21 protein-coding genes and 2 tRNA genes are annotated in these 23,881 nt (G+C 40.4%); all 23 read right to left on the bottom strand.

Going from position 1 to position 23,881, the window contains the following annotated elements; genetic code table 11:
- Position 1 precedes the first annotated feature (1 nt).
- The 23 genes from E4N78_RS04765 to E4N78_RS04655 all read right to left on the bottom strand — a co-directional run bounded on the left by E4N78_RS04765 (position 2) and on the right by E4N78_RS04655 (position 23,867).
- Positions 2–1,147, bottom strand: coding sequence for a CD0519/CD1768 family membrane protein (locus E4N78_RS04765; protein ID WP_255811904.1), 1,146 nt, complete (start codon positions 1,145–1,147; stop codon positions 2–4).
- A gap of 105 nt (positions 1,148–1,252) precedes the next feature.
- Positions 1,253–3,352: a methyl-accepting chemotaxis protein gene (locus E4N78_RS04760; RefSeq protein ID WP_255811903.1), complete on the bottom strand. Its 2,100-nt coding sequence runs from the start codon at positions 3,350–3,352 to the stop codon at positions 1,253–1,255.
- Positions 3,353–3,547: 195 nt separating this feature from the next.
- Entirely contained in the window at positions 3,548–4,015 is a 468-nt protein-coding gene (locus tag E4N78_RS04755) for a GNAT family N-acetyltransferase (protein ID WP_255811902.1), read from the bottom strand.
- A gap of 59 nt (positions 4,016–4,074) precedes the next feature.
- Entirely contained in the window at positions 4,075–4,740 is a 666-nt protein-coding gene (locus E4N78_RS04750; RefSeq protein ID WP_255811901.1) for a hypothetical protein, read from the bottom strand.
- Between the two features lie 59 nt (positions 4,741–4,799).
- On the bottom strand, positions 4,800–5,243 hold the full coding sequence (locus E4N78_RS04745) for a hypothetical protein (RefSeq protein ID WP_255811900.1): 444 nt from the start codon (positions 5,241–5,243) through the stop codon (positions 4,800–4,802).
- A gap of 12 nt (positions 5,244–5,255) precedes the next feature.
- Positions 5,256–5,732, bottom strand: a complete 477-nt coding sequence (locus E4N78_RS04740; RefSeq protein WP_255811899.1) for a pyridoxamine 5'-phosphate oxidase family protein — start codon at positions 5,730–5,732, stop codon at positions 5,256–5,258.
- 112 nt (positions 5,733–5,844) lie between these two features.
- The gene (locus E4N78_RS04735; protein WP_255811898.1) at positions 5,845–6,345 is read right to left on the bottom strand and encodes a methyltransferase family protein; all 501 of its coding nucleotides are present in this window, start codon (positions 6,343–6,345) and stop codon (positions 5,845–5,847) included.
- A gap of 188 nt (positions 6,346–6,533) precedes the next feature.
- Entirely contained in the window at positions 6,534–7,286 is a 753-nt protein-coding gene (locus E4N78_RS04730; protein ID WP_255811897.1) for a head GIN domain-containing protein, read from the bottom strand.
- 283 nt (positions 7,287–7,569) lie between these two features.
- Entirely contained in the window at positions 7,570–11,844 is a 4,275-nt protein-coding gene (rpoC, locus tag E4N78_RS04725; protein WP_255811896.1) for a DNA-directed RNA polymerase subunit beta', read from the bottom strand.
- A gap of 24 nt (positions 11,845–11,868) precedes the next feature.
- Positions 11,869–15,372, bottom strand: a complete 3,504-nt coding sequence (rpoB, locus tag E4N78_RS04720; protein ID WP_255811895.1) for a DNA-directed RNA polymerase subunit beta — start codon at positions 15,370–15,372, stop codon at positions 11,869–11,871.
- 146 nt (positions 15,373–15,518) lie between these two features.
- Positions 15,519–15,908, bottom strand: coding sequence for a 50S ribosomal protein L7/L12 (gene rplL, locus E4N78_RS04715; RefSeq protein ID WP_255811894.1), 390 nt, complete (start codon positions 15,906–15,908; stop codon positions 15,519–15,521).
- Positions 15,909–16,021: 113 nt separating this feature from the next.
- The gene (rplJ, locus tag E4N78_RS04710; protein WP_255811893.1) at positions 16,022–16,639 is read right to left on the bottom strand and encodes a 50S ribosomal protein L10; all 618 of its coding nucleotides are present in this window, start codon (positions 16,637–16,639) and stop codon (positions 16,022–16,024) included.
- 1 nt (position 16,640) lies between these two features.
- Complete coding sequence (gene rplA, locus E4N78_RS04705; protein WP_255811892.1) at positions 16,641–17,321, bottom strand: 50S ribosomal protein L1; 681 nt, start codon at positions 17,319–17,321, stop codon at positions 16,641–16,643.
- 1 nt (position 17,322) lies between these two features.
- Positions 17,323–17,754 (bottom strand): 50S ribosomal protein L11, encoded by a 432-nt coding sequence (rplK, locus tag E4N78_RS04700; protein WP_002667599.1) that lies wholly within the window; start codon positions 17,752–17,754, stop codon positions 17,323–17,325.
- Positions 17,755–17,842: 88 nt separating this feature from the next.
- A complete protein-coding gene (nusG, locus tag E4N78_RS04695) occupies positions 17,843–18,400 on the bottom strand; it encodes a transcription termination/antitermination protein NusG (RefSeq protein WP_255811891.1) in 558 nt (185 codons plus the stop codon).
- A gap of 3 nt (positions 18,401–18,403) precedes the next feature.
- Complete coding sequence (secE, locus tag E4N78_RS04690) at positions 18,404–18,583, bottom strand: preprotein translocase subunit SecE (protein WP_255811890.1); 180 nt, start codon at positions 18,581–18,583, stop codon at positions 18,404–18,406.
- A gap of 22 nt (positions 18,584–18,605) precedes the next feature.
- A tRNA-Trp gene (locus E4N78_RS04685) sits at positions 18,606–18,678 on the bottom strand.
- A gap of 45 nt (positions 18,679–18,723) precedes the next feature.
- Positions 18,724–18,894 (bottom strand): 50S ribosomal protein L33, encoded by a 171-nt coding sequence (gene rpmG / locus E4N78_RS04680; protein ID WP_044977405.1) that lies wholly within the window; start codon positions 18,892–18,894, stop codon positions 18,724–18,726.
- A gap of 38 nt (positions 18,895–18,932) precedes the next feature.
- A tRNA-Thr gene (locus E4N78_RS04675) sits at positions 18,933–19,005 on the bottom strand.
- A 160-nt stretch (positions 19,006–19,165) separates the two neighbouring features.
- Positions 19,166–19,864: a TolC family protein gene (locus E4N78_RS04670; protein ID WP_255811889.1), complete on the bottom strand. Its 699-nt coding sequence runs from the start codon at positions 19,862–19,864 to the stop codon at positions 19,166–19,168.
- Positions 19,865–19,885: 21 nt separating this feature from the next.
- Positions 19,886–20,575 carry a hypothetical protein gene (locus E4N78_RS04665; protein WP_255811888.1) on the bottom strand — a complete coding sequence of 230 codons (690 nt, stop codon included), beginning with the start codon at positions 20,573–20,575 and terminating at the stop codon, positions 19,886–19,888.
- Positions 20,572–21,711 (bottom strand): HlyD family secretion protein, encoded by a 1,140-nt coding sequence (locus tag E4N78_RS04660; protein WP_255811887.1) that lies wholly within the window; start codon positions 21,709–21,711, stop codon positions 20,572–20,574. Before E4N78_RS04660 ends, E4N78_RS04665 begins: the two co-directional genes overlap by 4 nt.
- On the bottom strand, positions 21,708–23,867 hold the full coding sequence (locus E4N78_RS04655) for a peptidase domain-containing ABC transporter (protein ID WP_255811886.1): 2,160 nt from the start codon (positions 23,865–23,867) through the stop codon (positions 21,708–21,710). Before E4N78_RS04655 ends, E4N78_RS04660 begins: the two co-directional genes overlap by 4 nt.
- Between the last annotated feature and the right edge of the window lie 14 nt (positions 23,868–23,881).

Raw genomic sequence — 23,881 nt, 5'->3', positions numbered from 1 at the left:
TTTAGAGCACAAAGGCTATAAGGTGGGCAACAAAGCCTGCAAAGAGACCGCCTATTGTGTGACTTAAAATAGCCTTGCCCGTCATCTCCTTTGTGTCGAGAGCATCCATCATTGCGATATGGGTAGAAATATAACCGCTCCAGCACATACAGATAGCTGTAAAGACTGCTATATCGTTTGCATTTATTTTTCCGGCGAAAGACATTTCTTTTACAATGCCGAGGGCTGCTCCTGTAGAACCTAGTGCCGTAATCGGAACGGAGATAGCTTCAGGGCTGCTGAAGCCATACATAGGATTCAATATAAAACTTAGCTTTTGACCTATCCATGGAAGAACGGCGATTCCTTCTCGGGCTCCTCCCGTATATGTACCGTCGGCACTTGGGCCGTTTGTAAGCATTATGACTATTGTGCATATAATTACTACACCCGGAATAATAGCCAAGCCCATGCTGACTCCGGATTTTCCGCCGTAAAGCATGGCCTGAATAAACCGTCCTCCCGGTCCGCCTTCTATAACGGGGCGCATTTTTCCGGGGATGGGCTCAACCCTTTTTGTGGAAACAAAGGCTTCAGTTCCGTATCGTTTTTTTGAAAAGTAAATCATCAAGCGGACCGAAACTATACTTCCGGCTATGGCTCCGACATTTCCGATTAAAGCAGCCGGAACTGCCGATTTTACATTTAAGCCCATCATAGCCGTTGTGGTAATCAAGCCCATACCGAAGGCTGTACCTAAGTTTGTAAGGGCAGGAAGCTGGTACTGTTTAAAATAGCGTCTAAAATTATCGTCATCGGCAAGGGTTAAAATTGCGGGATTATCCGATAAAAAACAGTTTAAGATACCGAGGGAGGAAGCTCCCGGTAAATCGTACAAGGGTTTCATCAGTTTGGACAAGATTTTGTTAATCAAAGCAATGGTTCCGAATTCCGAAAAAAGACCCGAAATAGCTCCGGCCAATACCGCTACAGCCATTAGATACAAACAGATATTGATAAGTAAATCAAAGCCTGTTTCCATCATGGTCTTAATCATATTTACGCCGCCCATAACCGAGCCGACGCCGAAAAAGAAAGCAGAAAACAAAGCTAAAAATATAAAGTTTTCTGCCCCAATTTCTTTCTTAAATAAAGATTTAGTTTCCATTCTAAATGCTCCAAGAGTAAATTATTTCTGGATTATATTCAAACTAAAGTTTTTTTTCAAGCGGTTTAGGCTCGATAAATTTCTTATATACAAAACTAAACCTGATTAGACCTTAAACTTCCCAACCTCTTCAGCAAGGTTTTTAATACTAGCCTTATTCTTTTGGCTTATATCATTTACTTCCTGCACGGCATTGTTTATATGAACGGCGCCTGCCGCCATCTCGTTCATACTGTCGGTAATCATGCGCGTAAGATCATCAAGCTTTTGCATTTCTCTAGCTACATTCTCACCGCCTATGAGCATCTCGTTAGAACCGTCATTTACTTGATTGGTTACCATGTTTATGTCACGAATCGCAGTCAATACCTCTTTGCTGCCGTTCTCCTGTTCACGCATAGCATTCATCAGGTTTTGACTCATAGTTTTTACATGCTCAGAAAGATCAAAAATAGACTTGAATTTTTCTTCTACTGTTCTTGAAGAAGCTGAAAGAGTTTCTATCTCGCCTGACAATACCTTTAGGGTAGAAGTAATGGTTTTTCCTTGAGTACTGGACTCTTCTGCTAGCTTACGGATTTCATCGGCAACAACCGCAAATCCTTTACCGGCCTCTCCTGCATGGGCAGCTTCTATTGCGGCGTTCATAGCAAGCAAGTTTGTCTGCGATGCTATGTGTTGAATAACACTTGAGGCTTCCAAAAGGCTGCCCGACTCTTCAGCTATTTTTTGGGTAACGGAATTTGAATTGGCTATTGTCTCTTGACCGTCGGCAGTAGCATCTGCAAGAGTTTTTATAACATCATCGGTTTTACCTAGAGTCTGCGTGATTGAAGCTATGTTGCCCACCATCTGCTCAATAGCGGACGAAGATTCTGCAACACTCGCTGCCTGATTTTCGATACTTCCATTAAGCTGCTTTATTGTACGGATAATCTCTTCAATGGTAGCGGCCGTTTCTGTAACGCTTGCAGCTTGGGTAAGGGTCTGCTGTTTTACGCCTTCTATGTTTGCACTTATTTGGTGTACGGCACTAGCTGTTTCTGTCATATTAGATGCAAGCTCATTGCCTATATTTTCCATATCTATGCTGCTTAGACTTACTTGCTTAACTGCTGAACCTATTTTTGAAATAGTTTGATTAAAGTACTCCGATAAATCGGTAACTTCATCATTGCCATGGATAGGAAGCCGGACAGTTAGGTCTCCTTCACCCTGTGCAATATTCCGTAATGCATTGACAACTTTTTGAACAGGTCTTACCATGTAGCGGGCAGCCAAATAAATGAGGACAAGGGCTCCGCCTAAAATAATCAGAGAGATAACTATCAACGAAAGGCGCAAAGAATTGACAGTTTCCATAAATTCATTTACCGGAGCGGTAATAATAACCGTCCATCCGGAAGTTTTAATTTTTGCATGGGAAGCGATTTTGCTTATGCCTTCGTATTCATAAAAGCCGACCGACGGCTTGTCATGTTCGAGTGCAGTCTTTTCAAACGCTGCAAGGGATGCAAGTTTTTTATCTGTTTCCGACATTTTCAATATATTTGTCATATTTGTTACTTGATCAAAATCTTTTATTGCAATCATAGTTCCAGTTAAACCGATAATAAAGCAATAACCGGTTTTACCGACAACTATATCGGAAATAATATTTGAAAGATGCTTCGCATCAACAACACAATTTAATACACCGAGCATATTACGATTGTTGTCATATAATGGTAATGCAAATATAATTGTAAATTTATTCAGAGATCTGGAAAGAAGCGGTTCCGAAATAAATTTATTACCTGAAGAAGCCGCTTTAAACCACTCGCGATCATGCACATCTACAATCTTTCCATCGCTCGCCGTGCGCACACCGGAAAGCCCATATAGATTAAGCTGTTCTATTTTTTCATTAGAAGAAACCGCTTTTTGTAAATAATCTACCTTATCCTGATACGGCACTGCCGGATCCTTTAAAACCGGTTCCCTAGCGATATCCTCAAGAATTTGAAAAAAAATCGAAATACGCCCGTCTATGATTTCTGCCGTAGCGGATGCCTTATCGATAAGATGAGTATCAACTTTTTCGACTACTGCTTTGCGTGCAATACGTATCGATAAAAAACTTAATATAAAACTGACTATCAAAATAAGCAGACCGAATATAACCATAAACTTGCTGCACAATGAAAAACGCTTTCCTCTTGCCATTTTTATAACTCCTTAGCACTAGAGTATATTTCATCTTGAAATCACCTCTTGCCGTGCCTATTTAAAGGCTAATTGTATACCTTTTCATCGGAAAATGCAAGATAAAGAAATGCTTCTAAAAAACAACAATATATAAATATTACAGTTTAGCATTCTTATTCCATATTAACAGTTAAGCTTGCTTAATTTATTTCTTTACATCTTTTTAACAACAAATCTGATATATGTATCAAAACCAAGACTCTTATAGAAACACTTTGCATCTTCGTTCAGTTCCCAATGGCTCAGCTCAATTTGTGAGGCTTTTTCTTTAACGGCAATTTTTTCAATTTCTTTTATAAGGGCCTTGCCGATTCCCTTTCGCCTATATTCAGGAGCTATGCCGATTTGATCGATATGTATTCCTCTATAGGCTTTTCTAAAAGGATTTTCTTGATAATCCCGAATATAAAATAAAGCATAACCGGCATCTTTTCCGTCACAAGAGACAATATAGCAAAACCAATTTTTTTCTTGTAATTGCTTTTTAAAAAAGTTTAATGTTTCATCATATGAAAAAGGTTTAAAATACTCAGGATACAATCTATAATGAAGCTCTTGTACATCTTTATTCATTAATGCGATGTACTCGGCATCTTTTGATAACCTAAAACTTAAATCCATAATTTTTCCCTCCTTATATTTTATGATATTCGAGGTAATAATGGAGCTATTACCTCAAGTCATCCGCTTAAGCGTTTTTCCATTCTTTCTATCGCCCTGATATGAATGCGGTCATGCCAAATCGTTCTACGAATTACTTTTTTAACCGTCCAATCCTCACTCTCATTACGATACAGCTTATTGCCCTCTTTTAGATATTTTTCCTTTAGTTTTTCTATAAATTTCATACGATTGAGCCGGAACTCATCGGCTATATTCATTTCAGTACCGATTTGATTTAAATAGTAATTTTGAACATTAACAATGTGACGATATTGATCATTAATTGTACAATATACATCACCGTAAAAAGTTTTCCGCTTCATCGTAATGTCAACTAGCGATTTATTCTTCATTTTTTTATATATTTCTTCAGTTTTTGTTCCGGAAAGTAAAACTTTATTACACCAAAAAAGAAAATCGTCTTGCTTATCAAAATCGATTAGCTCCGAATCAAATATAATATCCGAATCGGCATCCTCAATGTGTAAACCGGATTCTTTTATTTCTTCATTTATTTGAATATCGACAGCTCTTTCAAAATTAAGCCATTCAGTATATAAAGCTATTTCTTTATTGACTTTACCCCTAGCCTCTTCCGGTGTCTTCCCCCGAATATAAGCGCCGGGTAAATCTTTTATCCAACCAAGAAAACCTAAGCCGTTAGTTTCGTAGATTATCTGCATTAAAGCCTCTTTATGAAAAAATATTGTTGATGCATTTTTTATGCTTCATTCCGATTTCTTCAGTTTTCACGCTCACTCATGTATTTTTTTACTTCGGCAGGAGTCAACATACGTATCTGTGTATGCGGATATTCTTTATATTTCCCAACAGTAAAAAGAGGTTCGGTTTGTTTGCATTGTTTGTCTTTATTCTTTTCCAAAAATAAAAGCAGATCGTCATAGGACGGGAAAATTTTATATGATTTTTTACCCTTGCTGTTTTCTATTTCGTAGATACCGCAGGCCTTCTTTTCGGTATAATCCGCAGTCCGCAAATAGAGTTTTGCAATTTCCAATGATTTAAACGGGAAATTCCATCTTTGCAAACCCCGTTGCGGATCATGTTCAATACAAATACATCGGCCGCAGGTTCCGCAGATATATTGCGTATGATTTTCCAAGCAATCTACGGGATTCAGTAATGGGGTAATTCTGTTTTCACTTACATAGCATTCTTTACACATAGTATCCTCCTATTAAACCTTAGCTCTGCTTTTTGCTGTTACACATGGAACATCAATACGTAAAACAGTAACCTGTTTTGTCATCTGTTCGGTTATTTCAAAATCTCTGCCTGTCTGTGTTTTCATCAGCAGCTGCAAGCCTAAAATTTTTTCTTTTACATCTTCAACAAAAACAGCTGTGCCGTCTCCCATAACGCTTGCATATTCCGATCCGTACGCACACGGAATTTCTCCTCCGGAAATAATCACAGCTTCCGTTTCAAGCTCGATAAAAACATGCGGGTTCTTGTTGATAATATCCAGCTTCCGCCCTTTTTTTGCACAATGCACATATAAAGTCAATTTGCCTTCGTTAAATATAAAACCGTACTGCATCGGCTCTACATACGGCCTGTCATTATCGATCATACCGATATGTACAACCTTTGCTTTTTCGATAATTGATTGTATTTGCCGATTATCCGTTACTGCCCTGTCTACTCTTCTCATAAATAAACCTCCCTTATATCAATTGATAATTTGTAATGTTTAATGTGTAATTACCGCATACCGTACGTAGGCTACTTTAATTACCAATTACAAATTATCCATTACCAATTGATTATGTATTCTTTCTCCACGGAATAAAGCGGTTGACCCGTTTACTATAAGCTTTATATTCCTCGCCGAAGCGTTCTGAAAGCCATCTTTCTTCCGTGAGCTTCATAAACACGGTAAGGTATACCCAAAAGAGCGGCGGCAAAATCAATACATACCAATTCCGGCAGAATAGCAGAGCACCGATACAGATAAACAAAAAAGCGGAATAAATGGGATTACGCACGATGGCATACACGCCGCCGGTTTCAAGCCGGTTCGATTTTATCGTGATGTCGATCTTGGCACTGAATACCGCAGCGTACCACAAGATAATACCGCCTGCAATACACAAGATTCCGGCAATTACAAAAAGAACCGTAATGACCCCGCCGCCAACATAGCCGCTTGTAAGCATATTGAATTTGACAAGCGCAATCCCTGCAGCGGTGAACGCAATCATAATTGCAATACACACCGGCCCTACCCCCATAACAGGGAGATGTTCTTGGTTTTCTTTTTTCATCCTATATAAAATCCTTCCTTAAAATTGAACAGCTGAACAAAATATCAATTTTGGAAGCTGTTCAATTCGCCGTTTCGTAACGTCAGTGAGAAACGGCATACAATAAAGCGATGTTTGTCGAAAGGCAAACTCGACAGCGTTTTTTGACAATGCCATCTGCATTGTCAAAAATAAGCCTTCATAACTTTTTAAAGAGAAGATATGCGGCCGCTGCCTGAACTTTTAGTCTCAACAACAGGATTACCCTTATAACGGATGGAACCGGAGCCGCCTATATCGGCTTTTAAATGCCGTATAACCCATACTTTTGCAGAACCGGAGCCTGAAACTGAAATATCCGCCTTTTCGGTCTCAAAATCGGTTGTTTTTATGTCTCCGGAACCGGAAATAACAGCGTTTATATTTTGAGCTTTCCCTGTTGCGGAAAAATCGCCTGAGCCGGATACGTCCACTTTTAGAGTGTTTACCGTAATATCGCGTGCGGTAATATTACCGCTGCCTGAGATATCTATCGACATTGAATCTTCAGGCATATTGAATGATGAAATGACAGCTGTAAGTGAACCGAACGTCTGCAACTTTATTAAAGCAGGCATTGTGATAGAAACTTTACACTGAGTCGGTGATATGCTGTATCTGTATCCAGACTTAAAACCGATGTTAAGAGTGGTACCTGTAAGAGATATATCCAAATAGGGGAAAATATTTTCATCCGTTTCAATTTGAATGGAAAAGGTTTCGCTATACCGTATATCGGCAGTCCAACCGCCCTTGATGCAAACAGTATTAAAACCGCTTTCAGGGAATGATTTAGTTTCCATCTTTCCGTTTCCTTTAATGACTTCGTCCGAACCGGAAAAAGATCGGCAGCCGATACAAATAATAAAAAGGGCTGTTATTGCGTAAGCTTTTACAACACCGATTACTTTGACTTTATTCATAAAAACTCCTTAAGATAAGTTTCTTTTATAATAATACTTTAAAACCTCAAATATGTCAATGCTGAAAAAAAAATTACTTCCCAATCTTTGAATTTACTTTAATCCTTTTGTTTCAATCTCAACCAAAGAGTAACCTAAATCCTATGATAATTTGCGGGATTCCAAAGGGCAGCAAGCCCTTTGGCAGACGGAAAAGGAAGGAGGGGTTTTAGGGGAGGAAAGGTACAGCCAGCGCAGCTTCAAGGCAAACCTGTTCTGTCGGGGTGTCCTTCCTCCCCTAATCCTAGAGATCATCCAAAAAGCTTTCTTCTTCGATAAGTTCTTTTTCTTCAAGGGCTTGAGCAGCTTCCGCTTCAAGTCTTCGGCGTTCAAGGATTTCGTTCATCTGAATATCCAAGTCGCTCTTGTTTTTATCGAAAAGTTTAATATCTCGGTACTGCTTCATCCCTGTTCCGGCAGGAATAAGGTGGCCGATAATTACGTTCTCTTTTAGACCGCGAAGCTCATCCGAAGAGCCTGCAATAGCGGCATTTGTAAGAACCTTCGTGGTTTCTTGGAAAGAAGCGGCAGAAATAAAGGAGTCGATGTTTAAGGCTGCCTTTGTAATTCCTTGGAACATAGGACGGGCAACTGCAGGCTGACCTCCTTCTTCCTTAACCCTCTTATTTTCCTCATGGAAGCGGTATTTATCTATCTGCTGGTCAAAGATAAACTTGGTATCTCCAACCGAAACAATCTTTACCTTTCGGAGCATCTGACGGACGATTATACCCACATGTTTATCGTTGATGGTAACACCCTGAGCATCGTAAACTTCCTTGATTTCCTTCATCAAGTAGTTTTGAAGAGCATTTTCACCGAGGATATTTAAAATATCATGCGGATCAAAGCTGCCGTCACACAAGGGCTCTCCAGCTTTTACAGTATCTCCGTCACGGACAAGCATTCTCTTTCCGATAGGGACCAAGTGCTTTACATCATGACCGTATTCGTCTTTAACCACAATAGTTCTCTTGCCTTTGAGTAAGCCTTTCTTTATGGTAACAACACCTGCTATAGCGGCAAGAACGGCTGGGGACTTTGGTCTGCGGGCTTCAAGGAGTTCCGAAACTCTAGGAAGACCTCCTGTAATATCCTTTGTCTTTACCGACTCTTTTGCTATCTTTGCAAGGATTGCACCGGCCTTAATTTCCTGACCTTCTTCAACCAAAAGCTGAGCACCTCCGGGGAGGAAGTAAGAGTCCTCACCTACGGGGTTACCCGATTCATCTGAGATAAAGATACGGGGCTGCATTTTATCAAAGTGAGCGTCGCTTATTCGCTTTTCGACAACGCCTGTCTCTTCATCTGCTTCTTCTTTTAGGGTTGTACCGGGAAGAATATCTTCAAAGCGGACAAAGCCGTCATATTCAGCTAAAATAGGATCGGCGAAGGGGTCGAAGGTACCGACCGTTTCTCCGGCCTTTATAACATCATTTTCTTTTACTATAACCTCTGAACCGTTTCTTATCTCTATTGTCTGCTCTTGACCTGTCAAATAGATAATATTATCTCTGACCTCGGCAATGGCTATATTTTCTGAAAGCACTTCCTTTCCGTTCTTTAATGTATAAAGAGGATTACCCTTTACTACCCTTGTGCCTGTACTTACAAGAGCTGTTTCACCTTTTTTAAGAGCATATTCGTTCAATACCCTGCTGAAGGTAAACTCGCCCTTTCTTGTAAAGAGGAAGTGGCCGTTTTTAAGGGTTACATAAGACCCCTTTATACCGCGAACGATGATAGAATAATCGTTAAATACGATTCTGTTCTCTTCAACATTTTTAGAAGCCGTACCGCCTTCATGGAATGTACGCATCGTAAGCTGAGTACCGGGCTGACCGATGGACTGGGCTGCGATAATACCTACAGCCTCCCCTATTCGGACAATCCTGTTTCGGGCAAGATCCCGTCCGTAACATTTTACGCAAACACCGTGCTTGGATTCGCAGGTTAAAACGGTGCGGAGCTTAACGGTTTCAACACCGGCTTCTTCTATCTTCTTAGCTGTTTCATCGGTAATATATTCGTTTACATCGATAAGAAGCTCTCCCGTAATGGGGTGAATAACCCTTTCCAGAGTGTATTTTCCGGCAATACGCTCGCTCAAGGATTCGCGGATTTCGTCTCCGCGTTTAATTGCGGCATATTCGATACCGTTAATGGTACCGCAGTCTTCTTCGTTTACAACTACGTTTTGGGCAATATCAACCAGACGGCGGGTCAGGTAACCTGCGTCAGATGTTTTAAGAGCCGTATCGGTCAAACCTTTTCGGGCACCGTTAGTCGAAATAAAGAATTCCATAACATTTAAGCCTTCTTTAAAGTTCGATCTAATCGGAAGTTCGATGATGTCTCCCGTAGGCTTGGACATAAGTCCTCGCATTCCGGCAAGCTGATTTATCTGATCCTTATTACCGCGGGCACCCGATGTAGCCATCATGTGGATGGTGTTAAATCCGCCCTTATCTTCTTGCAGACGGTTCATAAGAATCTCTTTAAGATTGGAGTTTGTCTTCTGCCAAACGTCAACCACACGGTTATAGCGCTCTTCTTGGGTAATGTGGCCGCCCTTATACTGGTTATAGATTTCCAAAACCTCTTTGTTGGCTTTTTCGAGCATTCCGGCCTTCTCAGGAGGAATAATCATGTCTTCCATACTCAAAGTCGCCCCGAAATATGTGGCATACTTATAACCGACAGCCTTGAGCTTGTCCAAAAGCTGAACAGCCAGCCATGGCCCCTTATCCTTAAAGACCTCTTCTATAAGTTTTCGTATTTTTTTATCGTTTAAAGCATCATTTGTAAAGGGAACGCCTTCGGGCATTTCTTCATTAAATAAAATCCTTCCCGGTGTAGTCCTTACGGTTTCAATCTTGCCGGGTTCCGTTTCATAGTCGATTAAAACGGGTTCCTGCCAGCCGACAGCATGACATTCTGCGGCCATCAAAACTTCTGCAACGGAAGAATAAAGGCGCTCTTTTTTACCCTCAGGCAGAGCTCTTTCCTTTGTAAGATAGTAAAGGCCCAGAACCATATCCTGTGTCGGGAAAACTATTGTTTTTCCGTTTGCAGGGTCAAGAAGGTTTCGGGCTGAAAGCATCAGTGTCCAGCACTCCATTTGAGCCGCCTGAGTAAGCGGAACGTGGATAGCCATCTGGTCGCCGTCAAAGTCGGCATTAAAGGCCTTACATACAAGAGGATGGAGGCGGATAGCCTTTCCTTCTACCAAAACGGGTTCAAAGGCCTGAATGCCAAGCCTGTGAAGGGTCGGAGCACGGTTTAAAAGAACCGGATGCTCGCTTACAACCTCGTCAAGAACTGCAAAAACTTCAGCAGCTTCCTGTTCTACAAGGAGTTTTGCCTTTTTAATATTGGAAACAACTTCCTTTTGAACAAGTTTTTTCATTATAAAGGGCTTAAACAGCTCCAAGGCCATCTTAGTGGGCAGACCGCACTGCCAAAGTTTAAGCTCAGGGCCTACAACGATAACGGATCGGCCTGAATAGTCGACACGCTTACCTAATAGGTTTTGGCGGAACCTTCCCTGCTTTCCCTTTAAAAGATCCGAAATAGATTTTAGAGGTCTGTTTGAAGCTCCCTTAATAGCCTTTTTGCGCTTTGAGTTATCGAATAAGGCATCAACCGCTTCTTGGAGCATTCTCTTTTCGTTTCTGATAATAATATCTGGGGCCTTTAATTCCATGAGCTTACTCAAACGGCTGTTTCTGTGAATAACCCTTCGATACAAGTCATTGAGGTCGGAGGTTGCAAAGCGGCCTCCGTCAAGCTGAACCATGGGGCGTAAATCCGGAGGAATAACCGGAATAACATCAAGAATCATCCATTCGGGTTTGTTGCCCGATGCTCTAAAATTTTCGACTATTTCGATTCTACGCAAAAGGCGTTGATCGCTTTTTGCACCTTTTTCAATCATCTTAGCACGAAGCTGGGCAGCAAGCTCATCTAAATTTATGTTTTGAAGAAGGGTTTTAATAGCCCCTGCTCCCATGCCGGCAGTAAAGGCGGCTCCATAGCGTTCGTGGGCATCCCTGTACTCATCTTCGGTTAAAAGCTGCATGGGTTCCAAGTCGGTATCGTTTGCATCTATAACGATGTATTTTTCATAGTACAAAACAGACCTGAGGGCTGCAACCTGTAGGTTAAGCAAAAGTCCCATTCGGCTAGGTACCGAGCGGTAATACCAAATATGAGAAACGGGAGCTGCAAGTTCTATATGTCCCATGCGTTCACGGCGGACCTTAAAGTGAGTAACCTCAACACCGCAGCGGTCGCAGATAACGCCCTTATAACGGATTGATTTAAACTTTCCGCAAAAACATTCCCATTCCTTTGTGGTTCCGAATATTCTTTCGCAAAATAAACCGTCCCTCTCCGGACGCAAGGTTCGGTAATTGATTGTTTCAGGCTTTTTGACTTCCCCATAGGACCAAGCCCTTATAGTGTCGGGTGAAGCAAGCCTTATCATCAAGCTGTCAAAATCCTGTATATCTCTCATAATCTTTCCCTCTCCTTACTTCCGTTAAAAGTTAGTACTTGTTTTTTCGCGTTTAATTAGCTCTTCATCTCTTTCGGTTAAAGGAATCTGCTGACCCTTTGCATCATAGATTGTAAAGTCGAGAGCTAAACCTCTTAATTCCTGTACCAATACGTTAAAGGATTCGGGAATACCGGCAGAGCTTGAAGGCTCGCCCTTAACGATGGATTCATATATTTTAGATCGTCCGTGCATATCGTCGGACTTGATTGTAATAAGTTCCTGCAAGGTGTTAGCTGCACCGTAAGCTTCAAGTGCCCAAACTTCCATTTCTCCCAAGCGCTGACCGCCGAATTGAGCCTTACCGCCCAAGGGCTGCTGGGTAACAAGAGAATAGGGGCCTGTTGATCGGGCATGCATTTTGTCGTCTACCAAGTGAGCCAGCTTTAAGAAGTAGATAACCCCGACAAATACCTCGTTTTCAAAGAGGCGGCCGGTTAAGCCGTCTCGGAGTTTTACCTTAGAGCTGGTAGGATAGCCGGCTTCTTTAAGTTTTGCTTCAATCTGTTCCATACTGGGAGACTCAAAAACCGGAGACTCGTACCACTCATTCAACTTTAATCCTGCAAGGCCCAGCTCCGATTCCAAAATCTGGCCGATGTTCATTCGAGAAGGAACACCGAGCGGGTTTAGACAAATATCAAGAGGCGTTCCGTCTTCCATGTAGGGCATATCTTCTTCGGGGAGAATTCTGGCTACAAGACCCTTGTTTCCGTGGCGGCCTGCCATTTTATCTCCCTCGCGGAGTTTTCGTTTTGTTGCGATCAAGACCTTTACAACTTCATCTACACCGGGGCTCAAGTCATCTCCCTGATCCCTCTTTAAGCGCTGAACATCGATAACCGTTCCCTCGGTTCCATGGGGAACACGCAGGGAGGTATCCCGAACTTCCTTAGCCTTTTCACCGAAGATAGAATTAAGGAGCTTAAATTCGGGGGTTGTATCGCTTTCGCTCTTAGGAGTAACCTTTCCGACAAGGATATCGCCGGGCTTTACCTTAGAGCCTATGCGGATAATACCTTCGCTGTCGAGGTCATCCAAGCTCTTTTCGGACTTATTCGGAATATCGCAGGTCATCTTTTCGGCACCCAGCTTTGTTTCCCGAACATCGGTTGAAAGCTCTTTTATATGGATAGAAGTGAACATATCTTCTTTTACGACCCTGCGTGAAATTAAGATAGCGTCTTCGTAGTTATAACCGTTCCAAGGAACGAATCCTACGAGGATATTTCGGCCTAGGGCCAATTCTCCGTTATAGGTTGCAGGACCGTCAGCTATGGGCTGTCCTTCCTTAACCGTATCGCCTACATTGACGATGGGGCGCTGATGGTAACAGGTTTCTTGGTTCGTCCTTTGATATTTTAAGAGAGTGTATTCGTCCTTATCTTCTTTATTTTTTCCCTTTCCGGGGGCTATGATAATCGTATCGGAAGAAACAAACTCAACCTTTCCCGATCTTTTTGCCTTAATCAAAACACCCGAATCATAGGCGCACTTTTTTTCCATACCGGTTCCGACTCGCGGAGGTTCGGGGAAAACAAGAGGTACGGCCTGACGCTGCATGTTAGAACCCATGAGGGCACGGTTAGCGTCGTCATGTTCAAGGAAGGGAATTAGAGAAGCCGAAACGGATATAATCTGTTTTGGCGAAACATCCATATACTGGATATCTTTCGGGCTTCTTGAAGTATAGTCTCCAAGCCTTCGGCACGAAACTTGATCCGTATTAATCTTTCCGTCCTTTCCGATAGCGGAAGAAACCTGACCTATAAAGTACTTGTCTTCATCCATTGCGGACAAGTATTCGATTTCGCGTGTAGCAACCCCGTTTACAACCTTTACATAGGGAGCTTCCAAAAAGCCGTATTCGTTTACACGGGCATAGTTTGCCATAGAAACGATAAGACCGATGTTCGGACCTTCAGGGGTCTCGATAGGACACATTCTTCCGTAGTGGGTATAGTGAACTTCTCGTACCTCAAAGCCTGCCCTATCGCGTGAAAGACCGCCGGGGCCTAAGGCATTAAGACGGCGCTTATGAGTAAGCTCTGCCAAGGGGTTTACCTGATCCATGAACTGGGATAACTGGCTTGCTCCGAAGAATTCTTTGATAGCTGCAACGATGGGCTTAATGGAAATTAAGTCCTGAGGTTTGATGGTATCCATTTCCTTAGAGCTCATCCTGTCGCGGGCAATTCTCTCCATTCTGGAGAAGGCTTTTTTTAGAACATCGGTCATAATTTCGCCGACTGACCTAATTCTCCTGTTTCCTAAGTGGTCAATATCGTCAATGGCTTCTTCACCTATGTAAACCTTGATCAAAAGTTTCATCGTTTTAAATATGTCTTCTTCAATTAAGGTTGTACCTTGCACATCATCCGGATAGTCAAATTTTTTGTTTAATTTATATCGGTCGACCTTGCCTATGTCGTATCGGCGGGCCGTAAAGAACATATTGTGCAGATCTTCTTTTGCATTTTCATAGGTTATAGGATCTCCGGGGCGGATAACGCTGTAAACTGCATTTAAGGCATCTTCAACTGTAGGCTCATCGTTTACGGCCGGATCGGGAGTATACTTGATTTCTTCCCTTTCAAAGCAGTTGATGATGATCTGAGAATCTAAAGAGTCTTTTCCTTTAAAGTCGATTATCGTTATCTTTTTAACGTCATTTTGAATTAAATCATCTATGTTGTGAGGATGAATTTTTTCACCGGCTTGATGCATCTTACGTTTTTCGCCGTCTTCACCCTTAACAAAGACATCCCTAGCCAGTACCTGACCGATTAACTCCTCATACTCAGCCCTGTCCGAAGATATTTTTGCCGTCTTGGTCTTATAGAAAAGGTCGATAATTTTTTCTCTTGTGTCATATCCGAGAGCACGTAAAAATATCGTACCTAAAATTCGCTTTTTACTGTCGAGCTTTGCGTAGATAAGCTCTTTTTTCTGATCTATTTCAAATTCAAGCCATGTTCCTCGGTAGGGAATAATACGGCTTGAGTAAACGCCCTTTTCATGCGAAAAGATTACACCTGGAGAACGGTGAATCTGAGAAACTACAACCCGTTCAGCTCCGTTGATAATAAAGGTTCCTCTTTCCGTCATTAGAGGAATATCGCCCATGTAAATGTTTTTGCGGCGTATTTCCTTAGTTTCTTTAAAAAATAAGTCTATTTCGGCTTTTAAGGGAACAGAATATGTCAAGCCCTTTTGTTTGCATTCAATTTCAGAAAATTTAATACTGTCATAATCAAGAGAATAGGAAAGATATTGCAAAGCCATGTCTTCATTTATACTTTCAATCGGAAATGTTGTATTAAAAACCGACTCTAAACCCTCAATCTCGGCCGTATCTGTCTTTTTTTCTTTATTTAAAAATTTATTGTAAGATTGAATCTGAATATCTATAAGGTTAGGAAGCTCCATAAAATTCGGAACATCCTTACCGTAATACCTTCGATCTATCTTTTGGCCTCTTGCAAACATCCCTTACCCCCAATTTTATATTTAATCACAAAAAGACTTCCTGAAATTCCAACAGGAAGTCTTAGAGAAAACTTATTGTTTATAATGTTATGCTTCTCTTTGGAAGAAGCATAACAATGTCCGGCATAAAGCCGGTATTTTGCTTATTAAGCAATTTCAACTTCACCGCCGGCTGCCGTAATAGCTTCCTTAATTTTGGCTGCTTCTTCTTTAGAAACATCCTCTTTAAGAACTTTCGGAGCTCCTTCAACGAGCTCTTTAGCTTCCTTCAAGCCGAGACCGGGAATAACGTTTCGAACTTCCTTGATAACGCCGATCTTTTTACCGGGGTCGGAAAGACCTTTAAGAGTAACAGTGAATTCTGTTTTCTCTTCTTCAGCGGCTCCGCCGGCTGCAGCTCCGCCTGCAACTACTGCAACGGGAGCAGCGGCTGTTACGCCGAATTTTTCTTCCATAGCTTTGATAAGCTCAGAAAGTTCGAGAATCGTTTTTTCGCCGATTGCTTCAATAATTTGTTCATTTGTTAATGCTGCCATATTATCTTCTCCTTAAAGTTAGATTTTTGTGCTCAATGCACCTTAAGCAGACAGGGGGTCAGCTTTTGAAGCCTGACTGCTTAACTACTTTCGGAAATATCCGAAAGCTTGTTTTAAGCCTCAGGAGCTGCTTCGGGAGCAGACTCTGCTGGCTGTTCAGCCGCTTTTTCCTCTGAAGCAGGAGCTTCAGCTTTTGCTTCTGCGGGAGCTGCGCCTTGGGCACCGCCCTCTGGGCCGCCCTTATCCACAATCGCTTGTAAGGTGCGTACAAACTTAGAAGTTGTAGCATTGACTGTAGACATAAACATTGCAATAAGATCTTTTTTGCCGGGAAGCTTTGAAAATGCCTCAATTTGCTTGGCATCATAAATTTCACCGTCAACCACTGCACCCTTAATTATAAGAGCGGGTGCATCTTTTGCATATTCAAACAAGGTCTTAGCAGCAAGGTTTGCATCTTCTGCAATCATAGCCAAGGCTGTAGGTCCGGTTAACCAAGAATCTACATCCTTAATATCGGCATCTTCAAAAGCAATACGTGCAAAATTATTGCGTACAACCTTGTATGTGCAAGCATTTTCCCTGAGCTTTTTACGGAGCTCGGTAATCTGCTCAACTTTTAAACCTCTGTACTCGGTAAAAATAAAAGCGGAGGAGGCTTTTACATCATTTTTGATGCTTTCAATCGCTTCGGTTTTTTGGCGATTCGGATTTTTTGTTCTTAATGCCATTTTACTCTCCTACCTTATAATCAACCCAAACGCCGGGGCCCATTGTCGAACTAATCGATACGGATCTGATATAGTCGCCTTTTGCATCAGCAGGCTTTTTTCTCATCGTTTCGTTGATAAGAGCCTGTATATTTTCAACTATCTTAGAAGAATCCATAGAGATTTTTCCTATGGGAAGGTGTACAACTCCGCCCTTGTCGGCACGGAATTCTACACGGCCCTTCTTAAGCTCATTTATAGCGCTTGCAATATCCGTAGTAACCGTTCCCGTCTTGGGGTTAGGCATCAAACCTCGTCGGCCGAGTACCATACCCAAGCGTCCTACATCCTTCATCATGTCGGGGGTAGCAACCGCGATATCAAAATCGAGCCAACCGCCCTTTACCTTTTCAATGTATTCCGTAGAACCGGCATAAGCAGCTCCTGCGTCAAGAGCTTCTTTTACTCTATCGTCCGTACAAAAAACCAAAACTTTTTTTTCGCCCCTAAACTGGTGGGGAAGAACAAGGGTATCTCTAACGCTCTGTCCCTTACCAAGGGTCAAACTTACATGAACTTCAACTGTTTCATCGAATTTGGCGTATTTAAGCTCTTTGACAATATCAACAGCCTTGGGAAGCTCGTAGGATGCTGTAGAATCATACTTTGCAAGTGCATTTTTGTAATTTTTTCCGTGTTTCATACTAGCGCTCCACCTCTACACCCATGCTTCGTGCAGTTCCTGCAATGATTTTCTTTGCAGCTTCAATGTCGTTTGCATTGATATCGGGCATCTTTGTTTTTGCGATTTCTTCCAATGCGGCCTTTGAAAGTTTTCCAACTTTTGCAGTAACCGACGTGGCAGAACCTTTTTCAATCTTACAGGCTTTTTTGATTAAAACCGATGCGGGCGGTGTTTTGAGGATAAAAGTAAAACTCTTATCTGCATATACCGTGATAACAACGGGGATAACCAAACCGGGCTCCATGGACTTTGTACGGTCATTAAATTGCTGTACAAACTGGGGTGCACTTACACCGTGCGGGCCTAGAGCCGGGCCTATAGGCGGTGCAGGAGTTGCTTTTCCTGCCGGACACTGAAGTTTAATCTGTGTCACAACCTTTTTCTTTGCCATCTTCTCTCCTTCCGGTACAAACGGAGGTCTACCCTCCTCCCGTAATATACAATTAAAGTGCGGGCAAAAGACCGCACTTATTTAAACCTTAAATGATTTCCGCTTGAGACATTTCGACTTCAACCGGGGTTGTCCGGCCGAAAATTGCTACCATAACTCTTAACTTGTTTTTATCTGCCATAACTTCATCGATGACGCCGGTAAATGAGGCAAAAGCACCTTCGATAATTTTAACATGCTGTCCTTCACTGAAATTCTGAATAACGCGGATATTCTTATCGCCCTTAATTTCGCCGGTTTTTTGCAGTATTTCTTTAGCTTCATCTGGAGAAATAGGCTGAGGTTTTTCATTTCCCGCTGTTCCCAAAAAGCCCGTAACACCCTGAATCTTTCTGATTTCAGAACAAACACTTTTCCAACCCACATCAGGCAAATTCATTTCAATAAGCATATAACCGGGAAGAAACTTGCGTTTAACATTGCGTTTTTTTCCGCCCTTATTTTCGATTACAAGCTCTTCAGGTATCTTTATATCTGTAACAAAATCTGCAGAAATAATTCCTTTTTCGATGAGAGTACGTATTGTTCTTTCAATTTTATTCTCATAACCCGAATAGGTATGAAGAATATACCAAGCCTTAGCCATTACTTAAAAAATCCAACCTACACAAGCTATAAAGAAAGCATCAAGACCGCCGAGAAAAACAGCCACTATAAGAGTAGAAACCAAAACAACTTTTACAGAAGACCATACTTCCGCAGTTGTCGGCCATACAACCTTTCTAAGCTCTCCTATACATTCTTTCCAAAAAGTTCCAATCTTAGCCATAAAAACCTCGTTTTTAAAATTACAGGCCAGGAAGGACTCGAACCCTCAACATTCGGTTTTGGAGACCGACGCTCTACCATTGGAGCTACTGACCTAATTAAATATAAATCCGTTACCTAAACGGCAGCGGATTCATTCGGCTACTTTATCTTTGTTTCCTTATGCAATGTATGCTTTCTATCAAAAGAACAATACTTCATAAGTTCAAGTTTACCCTGAATATTTTTTCTGTTCTTAGATGTAGTATAATTCTTTCTTTTGCATTCGCTGCATTGAAGAGCTATGAGCTCTACAGCTGTCTTTTTAGCCATTATCTTACCCTCCGCAAAATTATAGGTCTTTTCTGAAAAGCTCCCGAGCAGAATTGAACTGCTGACCCCAACCTTACCATGGTTGTGCTCTGCCGACTGAGCTACAGGAGCAAAATACCCATAAAATAGGTTCGAGCATTTTACCAAATAGACTTCTTTTTGTCAATAGCTTGATTATAGAATTTTAACTAAATTAGAAATAAAATCAGACATTCCTTAATAAAGAAATGCCTGAGATTTTAAAAAGTAAATTTAAAAGAGGCCGGAGCCTCTAAAAGTTATAAAAATTCAAAACCTTCAAAATATACGATAATCTTTCAGCGTAATAATTTATTTCGGTTTCTTCTAAGAGATTTTTTGCAGCATATAAATCGTGAATACTGCTCTTACCTTGTTTATAAAGCTCTTCAGCAAGGGTAAAGTAGTTTTTTTGAATTTCAAGGACAGATTTTGACATTTCGGATAGAAATAGGGATTTTTCTATATTTTTTAACCCATTATTTTTTCCTTCTTCAATACTGTGCCTTAAAAATTTTTCATCCAAAGAGTTAATCTCTTTTAAAATTTTAAAATTCTTATTCAGTCTAAAATCATCATGCAAGGGAGAGAGGTTTATTCTTAAATTCATAGATACCGACCACTTTAGCCTAGGATCATCCTTCCAATACCCGGTAAAAGCAGCCGGAAAAGAGGGATAATTTTCTTTAGACGGAACAACATCAGCACCGACCGATAAAAAAAGCCTTGGAATCCTTGTATTAAAATTTTGAACCGACTGCATCCACGAAATTTCATGCTGTAAAAGACTCAGCTCATCCTCGGCTGGAGCTTCTTTTTGAAGATAAAAAGCAAAATTTTCAAAAAAAGTCAGCCAAGAATTAATATCTTCGCTCAAATCTCTAAAACTCAATCCCATAGCTTCTATTTCGCCCATAAGAACTTCGTAGATTTGTTTTGTTTGAAAAAGCAAAATTTCTTCTTGCCGGATCTTTTAATTTTTTTCGGAAAAGTCCAAGACAGACAGCTTTCCTTGAGAAAATAAAATTTCGTTTTTTGCAGTTTCTTCAATGTTCCATTTTTGAACATTCTCCAAGAGTTCTATCTTTTTCTTTAAAATTTTTTCGGAACCTATAGCAGAAAGTATTTTAATAATCAAGGTCTTCTTTGCTTTATCTTTTTCTAGCACGGAAAGCTGCTTTTTCATTTTATAAAGTCCGAAATCCTGTTTTATAAAATCAGACAGAATAGAAGGAGCCATAAACCAAAGGGGAATATTTAAATCTGCAGAAGAACTAAAGCTGTAAGAATATTCAGGCTTATTATCAAAAAATATTCCGCATGACTGTTTACCGGCAAGCTTAAGGTCTATACCCAATGGAATCCTTTGACCAATCCATAAGGAAGAAGCAAGATCAAGGCGCTTATAATGTTGATCCAGCTTAACACCTGAAACAGCACTATTTAAATCAAGATAAGGGAAAGGCAGCCACTTTGTAAACTCCGAAAAAGTCCCCATCTCATTTAATTTAAAACCTAATTCCATTTTTTTATACTGATGATTTTTTTCGATCAGGGGATTTACCCTCTCAAAAAATTCGTTTATTCCAACCTCCTTTTTTACTTCAGTATGGGCTGAAAATAAAATAAAGCCAAAAATTATATTTAATACAAGTTTTTTCATTTTACCTCCAATCTTTTTAATATAAATGACAGGATAGAACCTGTTTCGGTGATTATTGATGCCTCGGCGTCCAATCCGACTTTTAGAAAATGAGCTATACCCTTTTTATCAGGCAAGCTATTTCCATCCAATTTTACAAATACTGCATATTCGGAACTTTTTGCTCCTAAAAAAACATCGGGAAGAATTGTTTCCACTTGCCCGTCAAGGCTGCCGAATTCATGGTGCGGAAAAGCGGGAAATTTTAAACGGACCTTCATGTCTTCTCTTATAAGCCCGGCCTTTGAAGAAGGTAGTCTTAGCACAACCCTAATATTTTCACTTGAGGAAGGCACAATTTTTAATATTTCTTGACCGCTAAAAACATTATCCCCGCAGTTAAGGGATGAAATTTCTTCTATTTCTCCTGAAATCGGAGCATAGAGATTAAAAAGTTTTAAACTTTCTTCTACTTTAAAAAGGGATGTCTTTAAATTTTCTTTTTGAAACTCTAAAGCCTCTTTTTCACTGAGAAGAGAATGAAAAAAAGAATTTTTATACTGATCCAAGTCCCTTCTGCTTTTTTCAAGATTTAAATTAAGCAGTTCAAGTTTTTGATTTGACAAACTAAAATATGGAAGAGACTTTTCTTCTTCAAAAACCCTGAGGTTTAGCTCAAGCGTTTTTTCCAAATTAGTTTTTACAGAAAAATAATTTTCCATCCGTTTATAAGCTATTTCACTTTTAAACGGCACAAGCATTAAGTCCTTTTCTGCACTTTTAATGCATGCATCTGCATCCTTAATTTTCTGTTCGGTTTTAAAAATCAGGCTTTCAAGGTTTTGCTTTTCCTTTTGAGCAACTGTGTTGTCAATGCTTAAAAGAATAGTCCCTTTTTCGACATATTGGCCTGATGTAAAGTGAATGTTTTGTATCTTTCCTGCCGTAAAAGTTTTTACAAAGGAAACATTTTCTATAGGACGCACCATACCTGAAGCCCTTACAACCTCTTCTTTTTTTCCTAAAATGAGCCAAAAGACGGTACAAAGAGCAAGAAGGCAGATAATTGAAATTACGGAACTGAAAATTCCTGCATTTTGTTCTTGCAGCACCTCGCCTGTATAAGTTAAATCCTCAAGATACAAGATAGATTTCATGCAACAACCTCCTCCACATTGTTTTGTGTTTCCCAGAGCCGTGAATAAACCCCGTCTTTTTCAAGCAAGTCTGCGTGTGTTCCTACCTCGGCTATTTCGCCCTTATCGAACACGAAGATTTTATCGCAGTCCTTGATGGAGCTTAATCTGTGAGCTATTATTATCAATGTTCGGCCTACAGTGATTTCTTTAAGGGTATTTAAAACTTCCGCTTCCAGAATTCCATCCAAGGCGGAAGTAGCTTCATCTAAAATTAGCATGGATGGATTGTGCAAAAGGATGCGGGCAATTGCAATACGCTGTCTTTCTCCTCCTGAAAGGGTTGCACCTTGTTCCCCTACAAGAGAATTGTATCTGTCTGGAAGAGCATCTATAAATGAAGAAGCTCTCGAAACTTCAGCAGCTGCAATCATCCGCCTATAATCGCTGTTCCCTGAACTCCAATTTATGTTTTCTGCTATCGTACCAGAAAACAAGAGGATGTCCTGAGGAACATAGCCTATATGTTTGCGGTAAGAGCCGGTTTTTAAATCTTTAAGATTGATGTTATCTATAAAAATATCTCCTTCTTGCGGCAAATAAAATTTCATTAAAAGTTTGGCAATGGACGTTTTCCCGGAACCTGAAGCACCTACAAAAGCGACTCTTTCGCCGGCATTTATAGTCAGATTTATATTATTTAAATTTTTTTTATTGGAATCATAACTGAAGGATAAATTTTTTATATCAATTTTGCCGGCAAGACCATCCAATTCTATTTTTCCCTTATCTAAATCATCTTCAGTTTTTTCATCAAAAATTTCCGAAAGCCTTTCAGCAGCAACATATGCTTCTTGCAGCTGAGGCTGAAGAGTCAATAGACGGGCTAAAGGATCTAAAAAATAACCTGAAAGAATTACAAAGGAAATCAGTTGCCCCAAAGACATTGATCCGTTTAAGATATTTAAGCTGCCTAACCAATATATGGCCAAGGTTCCGCATCTTCCTATAAAATTTTGAAGACTATTTTGATAGTTCGAAAAAGAAGATAAGCTGATTCCCTTTTGAATAGCCTTTACTATTTTGAATTCAGCCCGTTCAAGAGCTTTCGATTCCGCAGCTAGGGCTTTTATAGTAGAAATTCCATTTAAGCTTTCAACAATACAGGAATGCTTGTCCGCTTCTGCCATAGTCCTATTTTTTATTCTTATTTGATAAGGCTTTGTATAAAGCCATACTAATCCGGCACTTATTATAACCGGAATAAGAGCCGCAGCCAATAAATTAGAGCCTAGAGAAATTAGAAAAACTGCACCAAAAATCAGCATTAATGAATCTAAAAGCACGGTCAAAGCAGTTGCAGAAATAAGCTGTCTTATAGTAACCGTATCATTCATCCTTGCAAGAATTTCTCCGGTCTTTTTTCCTGTAAAAAAGCGCATGGGCAAGTGAAGCACATGTTCAAAATAACGGTACAATAAAACCGTATCTATTTTATAACTCATACTCATCAATAATTGATTTCGAGCCAAACCCAACATTCCGCGAAAAACTATTACTGCAAAAAAACCTATCGAAAAACTAGTAAGGGCATCTTTTAAATTAGCACTTAGAACTTCATCAATTAAAAATCTAAAATAAAAGGCACTTATTATACCTAAAAAAGACAAAACCAAGCTCGCCAAAAAGATTTGAGCCGCAGCTTTTTTATACCGTTTTAAAATAGGTAAAAAACGCGAAAGAATATTTGATGAAACCTCTTTTTTAGAAAGGTCCGTATCAGGTACAAGTATAAAAAAGACTCCTGTCCAATTTCTTTTAAAAATTTCCGCTCTAACTTTTTGGTAACCCATAGCAGGGTCTGTCAGATAGACATAAGTTGAATCTGCCTTATAAACCACAAGATAATAATTCTCTTTCCCCCTCATAACATGAGCAATAAAGGGCATCGGTATATTTTTAGGAACCTTTTTTGATTCCGACACGGCGCCTCGGCATGAAAAACCTAAAGATTCGGCAGCATTAATTATGCCTAAACCCGAACTTGCTTTATTACCGGTTTCAACCAATTCTCTTATCTTGCAGATATCGATAGGCTTCCCATAGTGCCTGCATATATTCGCAATACATGCGACACTGCAATCTTCTTGATCTGTTTGTAAAATAATATTTCTCATATTCACACCCCTCT

It is taken from the genome of Treponema denticola, assembly GCF_024400535.1.
GTDB lineage: Bacteria > Spirochaetota > Spirochaetia > Treponematales > Treponemataceae > Treponema_B > Treponema_B denticola_C.
The sequence above is the reverse complement of the archived record's forward strand: the minus strand, read 5'-3'. Positions and strand labels throughout refer to the sequence as shown.

Bases quoted from the DNA above. Each gene is read 5' to 3' on its own strand.
- E4N78_RS04760 (WP_255811903.1), bottom strand. From the start codon at position 3,352: ATGGCAAGAGGAAAGCGTTTTTCATTGTGCAGCAAGTTTATGGTTATA.
- E4N78_RS04755 (WP_255811902.1), bottom strand. From the start codon at position 4,015: ATGGATTTAAGTTTTAGGTTATCAAAAGATGCCGAGTACATCGCATTA.
- nusG (WP_255811891.1), bottom strand. From the start codon at position 18,400: ATGGCTAAGGCTTGGTATATTCTTCATACCTATTCGGGTTATGAGAAT.
- rplK (WP_002667599.1), bottom strand. From the start codon at position 17,754: ATGGCAAAGAAAAAGGTTGTGACACAGATTAAACTTCAGTGTCCGGCA.
- rpoC (WP_255811896.1), bottom strand. From the start codon at position 11,844: ATGAGAGATATACAGGATTTTGACAGCTTGATGATAAGGCTTGCTTCA.
- E4N78_RS04665 (WP_255811888.1), bottom strand. From the start codon at position 20,575: ATGAAAAAACTTGTATTAAATATAATTTTTGGCTTTATTTTATTTTCA.
- E4N78_RS04765 (WP_255811904.1), bottom strand. From the start codon at position 1,147: ATGGAAACTAAATCTTTATTTAAGAAAGAAATTGGGGCAGAAAACTTT.
- E4N78_RS04655 (WP_255811886.1), bottom strand. From the start codon at position 23,867: ATGAGAAATATTATTTTACAAACAGATCAAGAAGATTGCAGTGTCGCA.
- rpmG (WP_044977405.1), bottom strand. From the start codon at position 18,894: ATGGCTAAAAAGACAGCTGTAGAGCTCATAGCTCTTCAATGCAGCGAA.
- E4N78_RS04745 (WP_255811900.1), bottom strand. From the start codon at position 5,243: ATGTGTAAAGAATGCTATGTAAGTGAAAACAGAATTACCCCATTACTG.
- E4N78_RS04660 (WP_255811887.1), bottom strand. From the start codon at position 21,711: ATGAAATCTATCTTGTATCTTGAGGATTTAACTTATACAGGCGAGGTG.
- E4N78_RS04730 (WP_255811897.1), bottom strand. From the start codon at position 7,286: ATGAATAAAGTCAAAGTAATCGGTGTTGTAAAAGCTTACGCAATAACA.
- E4N78_RS04750 (WP_255811901.1), bottom strand. From the start codon at position 4,740: ATGCAGATAATCTACGAAACTAACGGCTTAGGTTTTCTTGGTTGGATA.
- rplA (WP_255811892.1), bottom strand. From the start codon at position 17,321: ATGAAACACGGAAAAAATTACAAAAATGCACTTGCAAAGTATGATTCT.
- E4N78_RS04735 (WP_255811898.1), bottom strand. From the start codon at position 6,345: ATGAAAAAAGAAAACCAAGAACATCTCCCTGTTATGGGGGTAGGGCCG.
- secE (WP_255811890.1), bottom strand. From the start codon at position 18,583: ATGGCTAAGATTGGAACTTTTTGGAAAGAATGTATAGGAGAGCTTAGA.
- rpoB (WP_255811895.1), bottom strand. From the start codon at position 15,372: ATGTTTGCAAGAGGCCAAAAGATAGATCGAAGGTATTACGGTAAGGAT.
- rplJ (WP_255811893.1), bottom strand. From the start codon at position 16,639: ATGGCATTAAGAACAAAAAATCCGAATCGCCAAAAAACCGAAGCGATT.
- E4N78_RS04740 (WP_255811899.1), bottom strand. From the start codon at position 5,732: ATGAGAAGAGTAGACAGGGCAGTAACGGATAATCGGCAAATACAATCA.
- rplL (WP_255811894.1), bottom strand. From the start codon at position 15,908: ATGGCAGCATTAACAAATGAACAAATTATTGAAGCAATCGGCGAAAAA.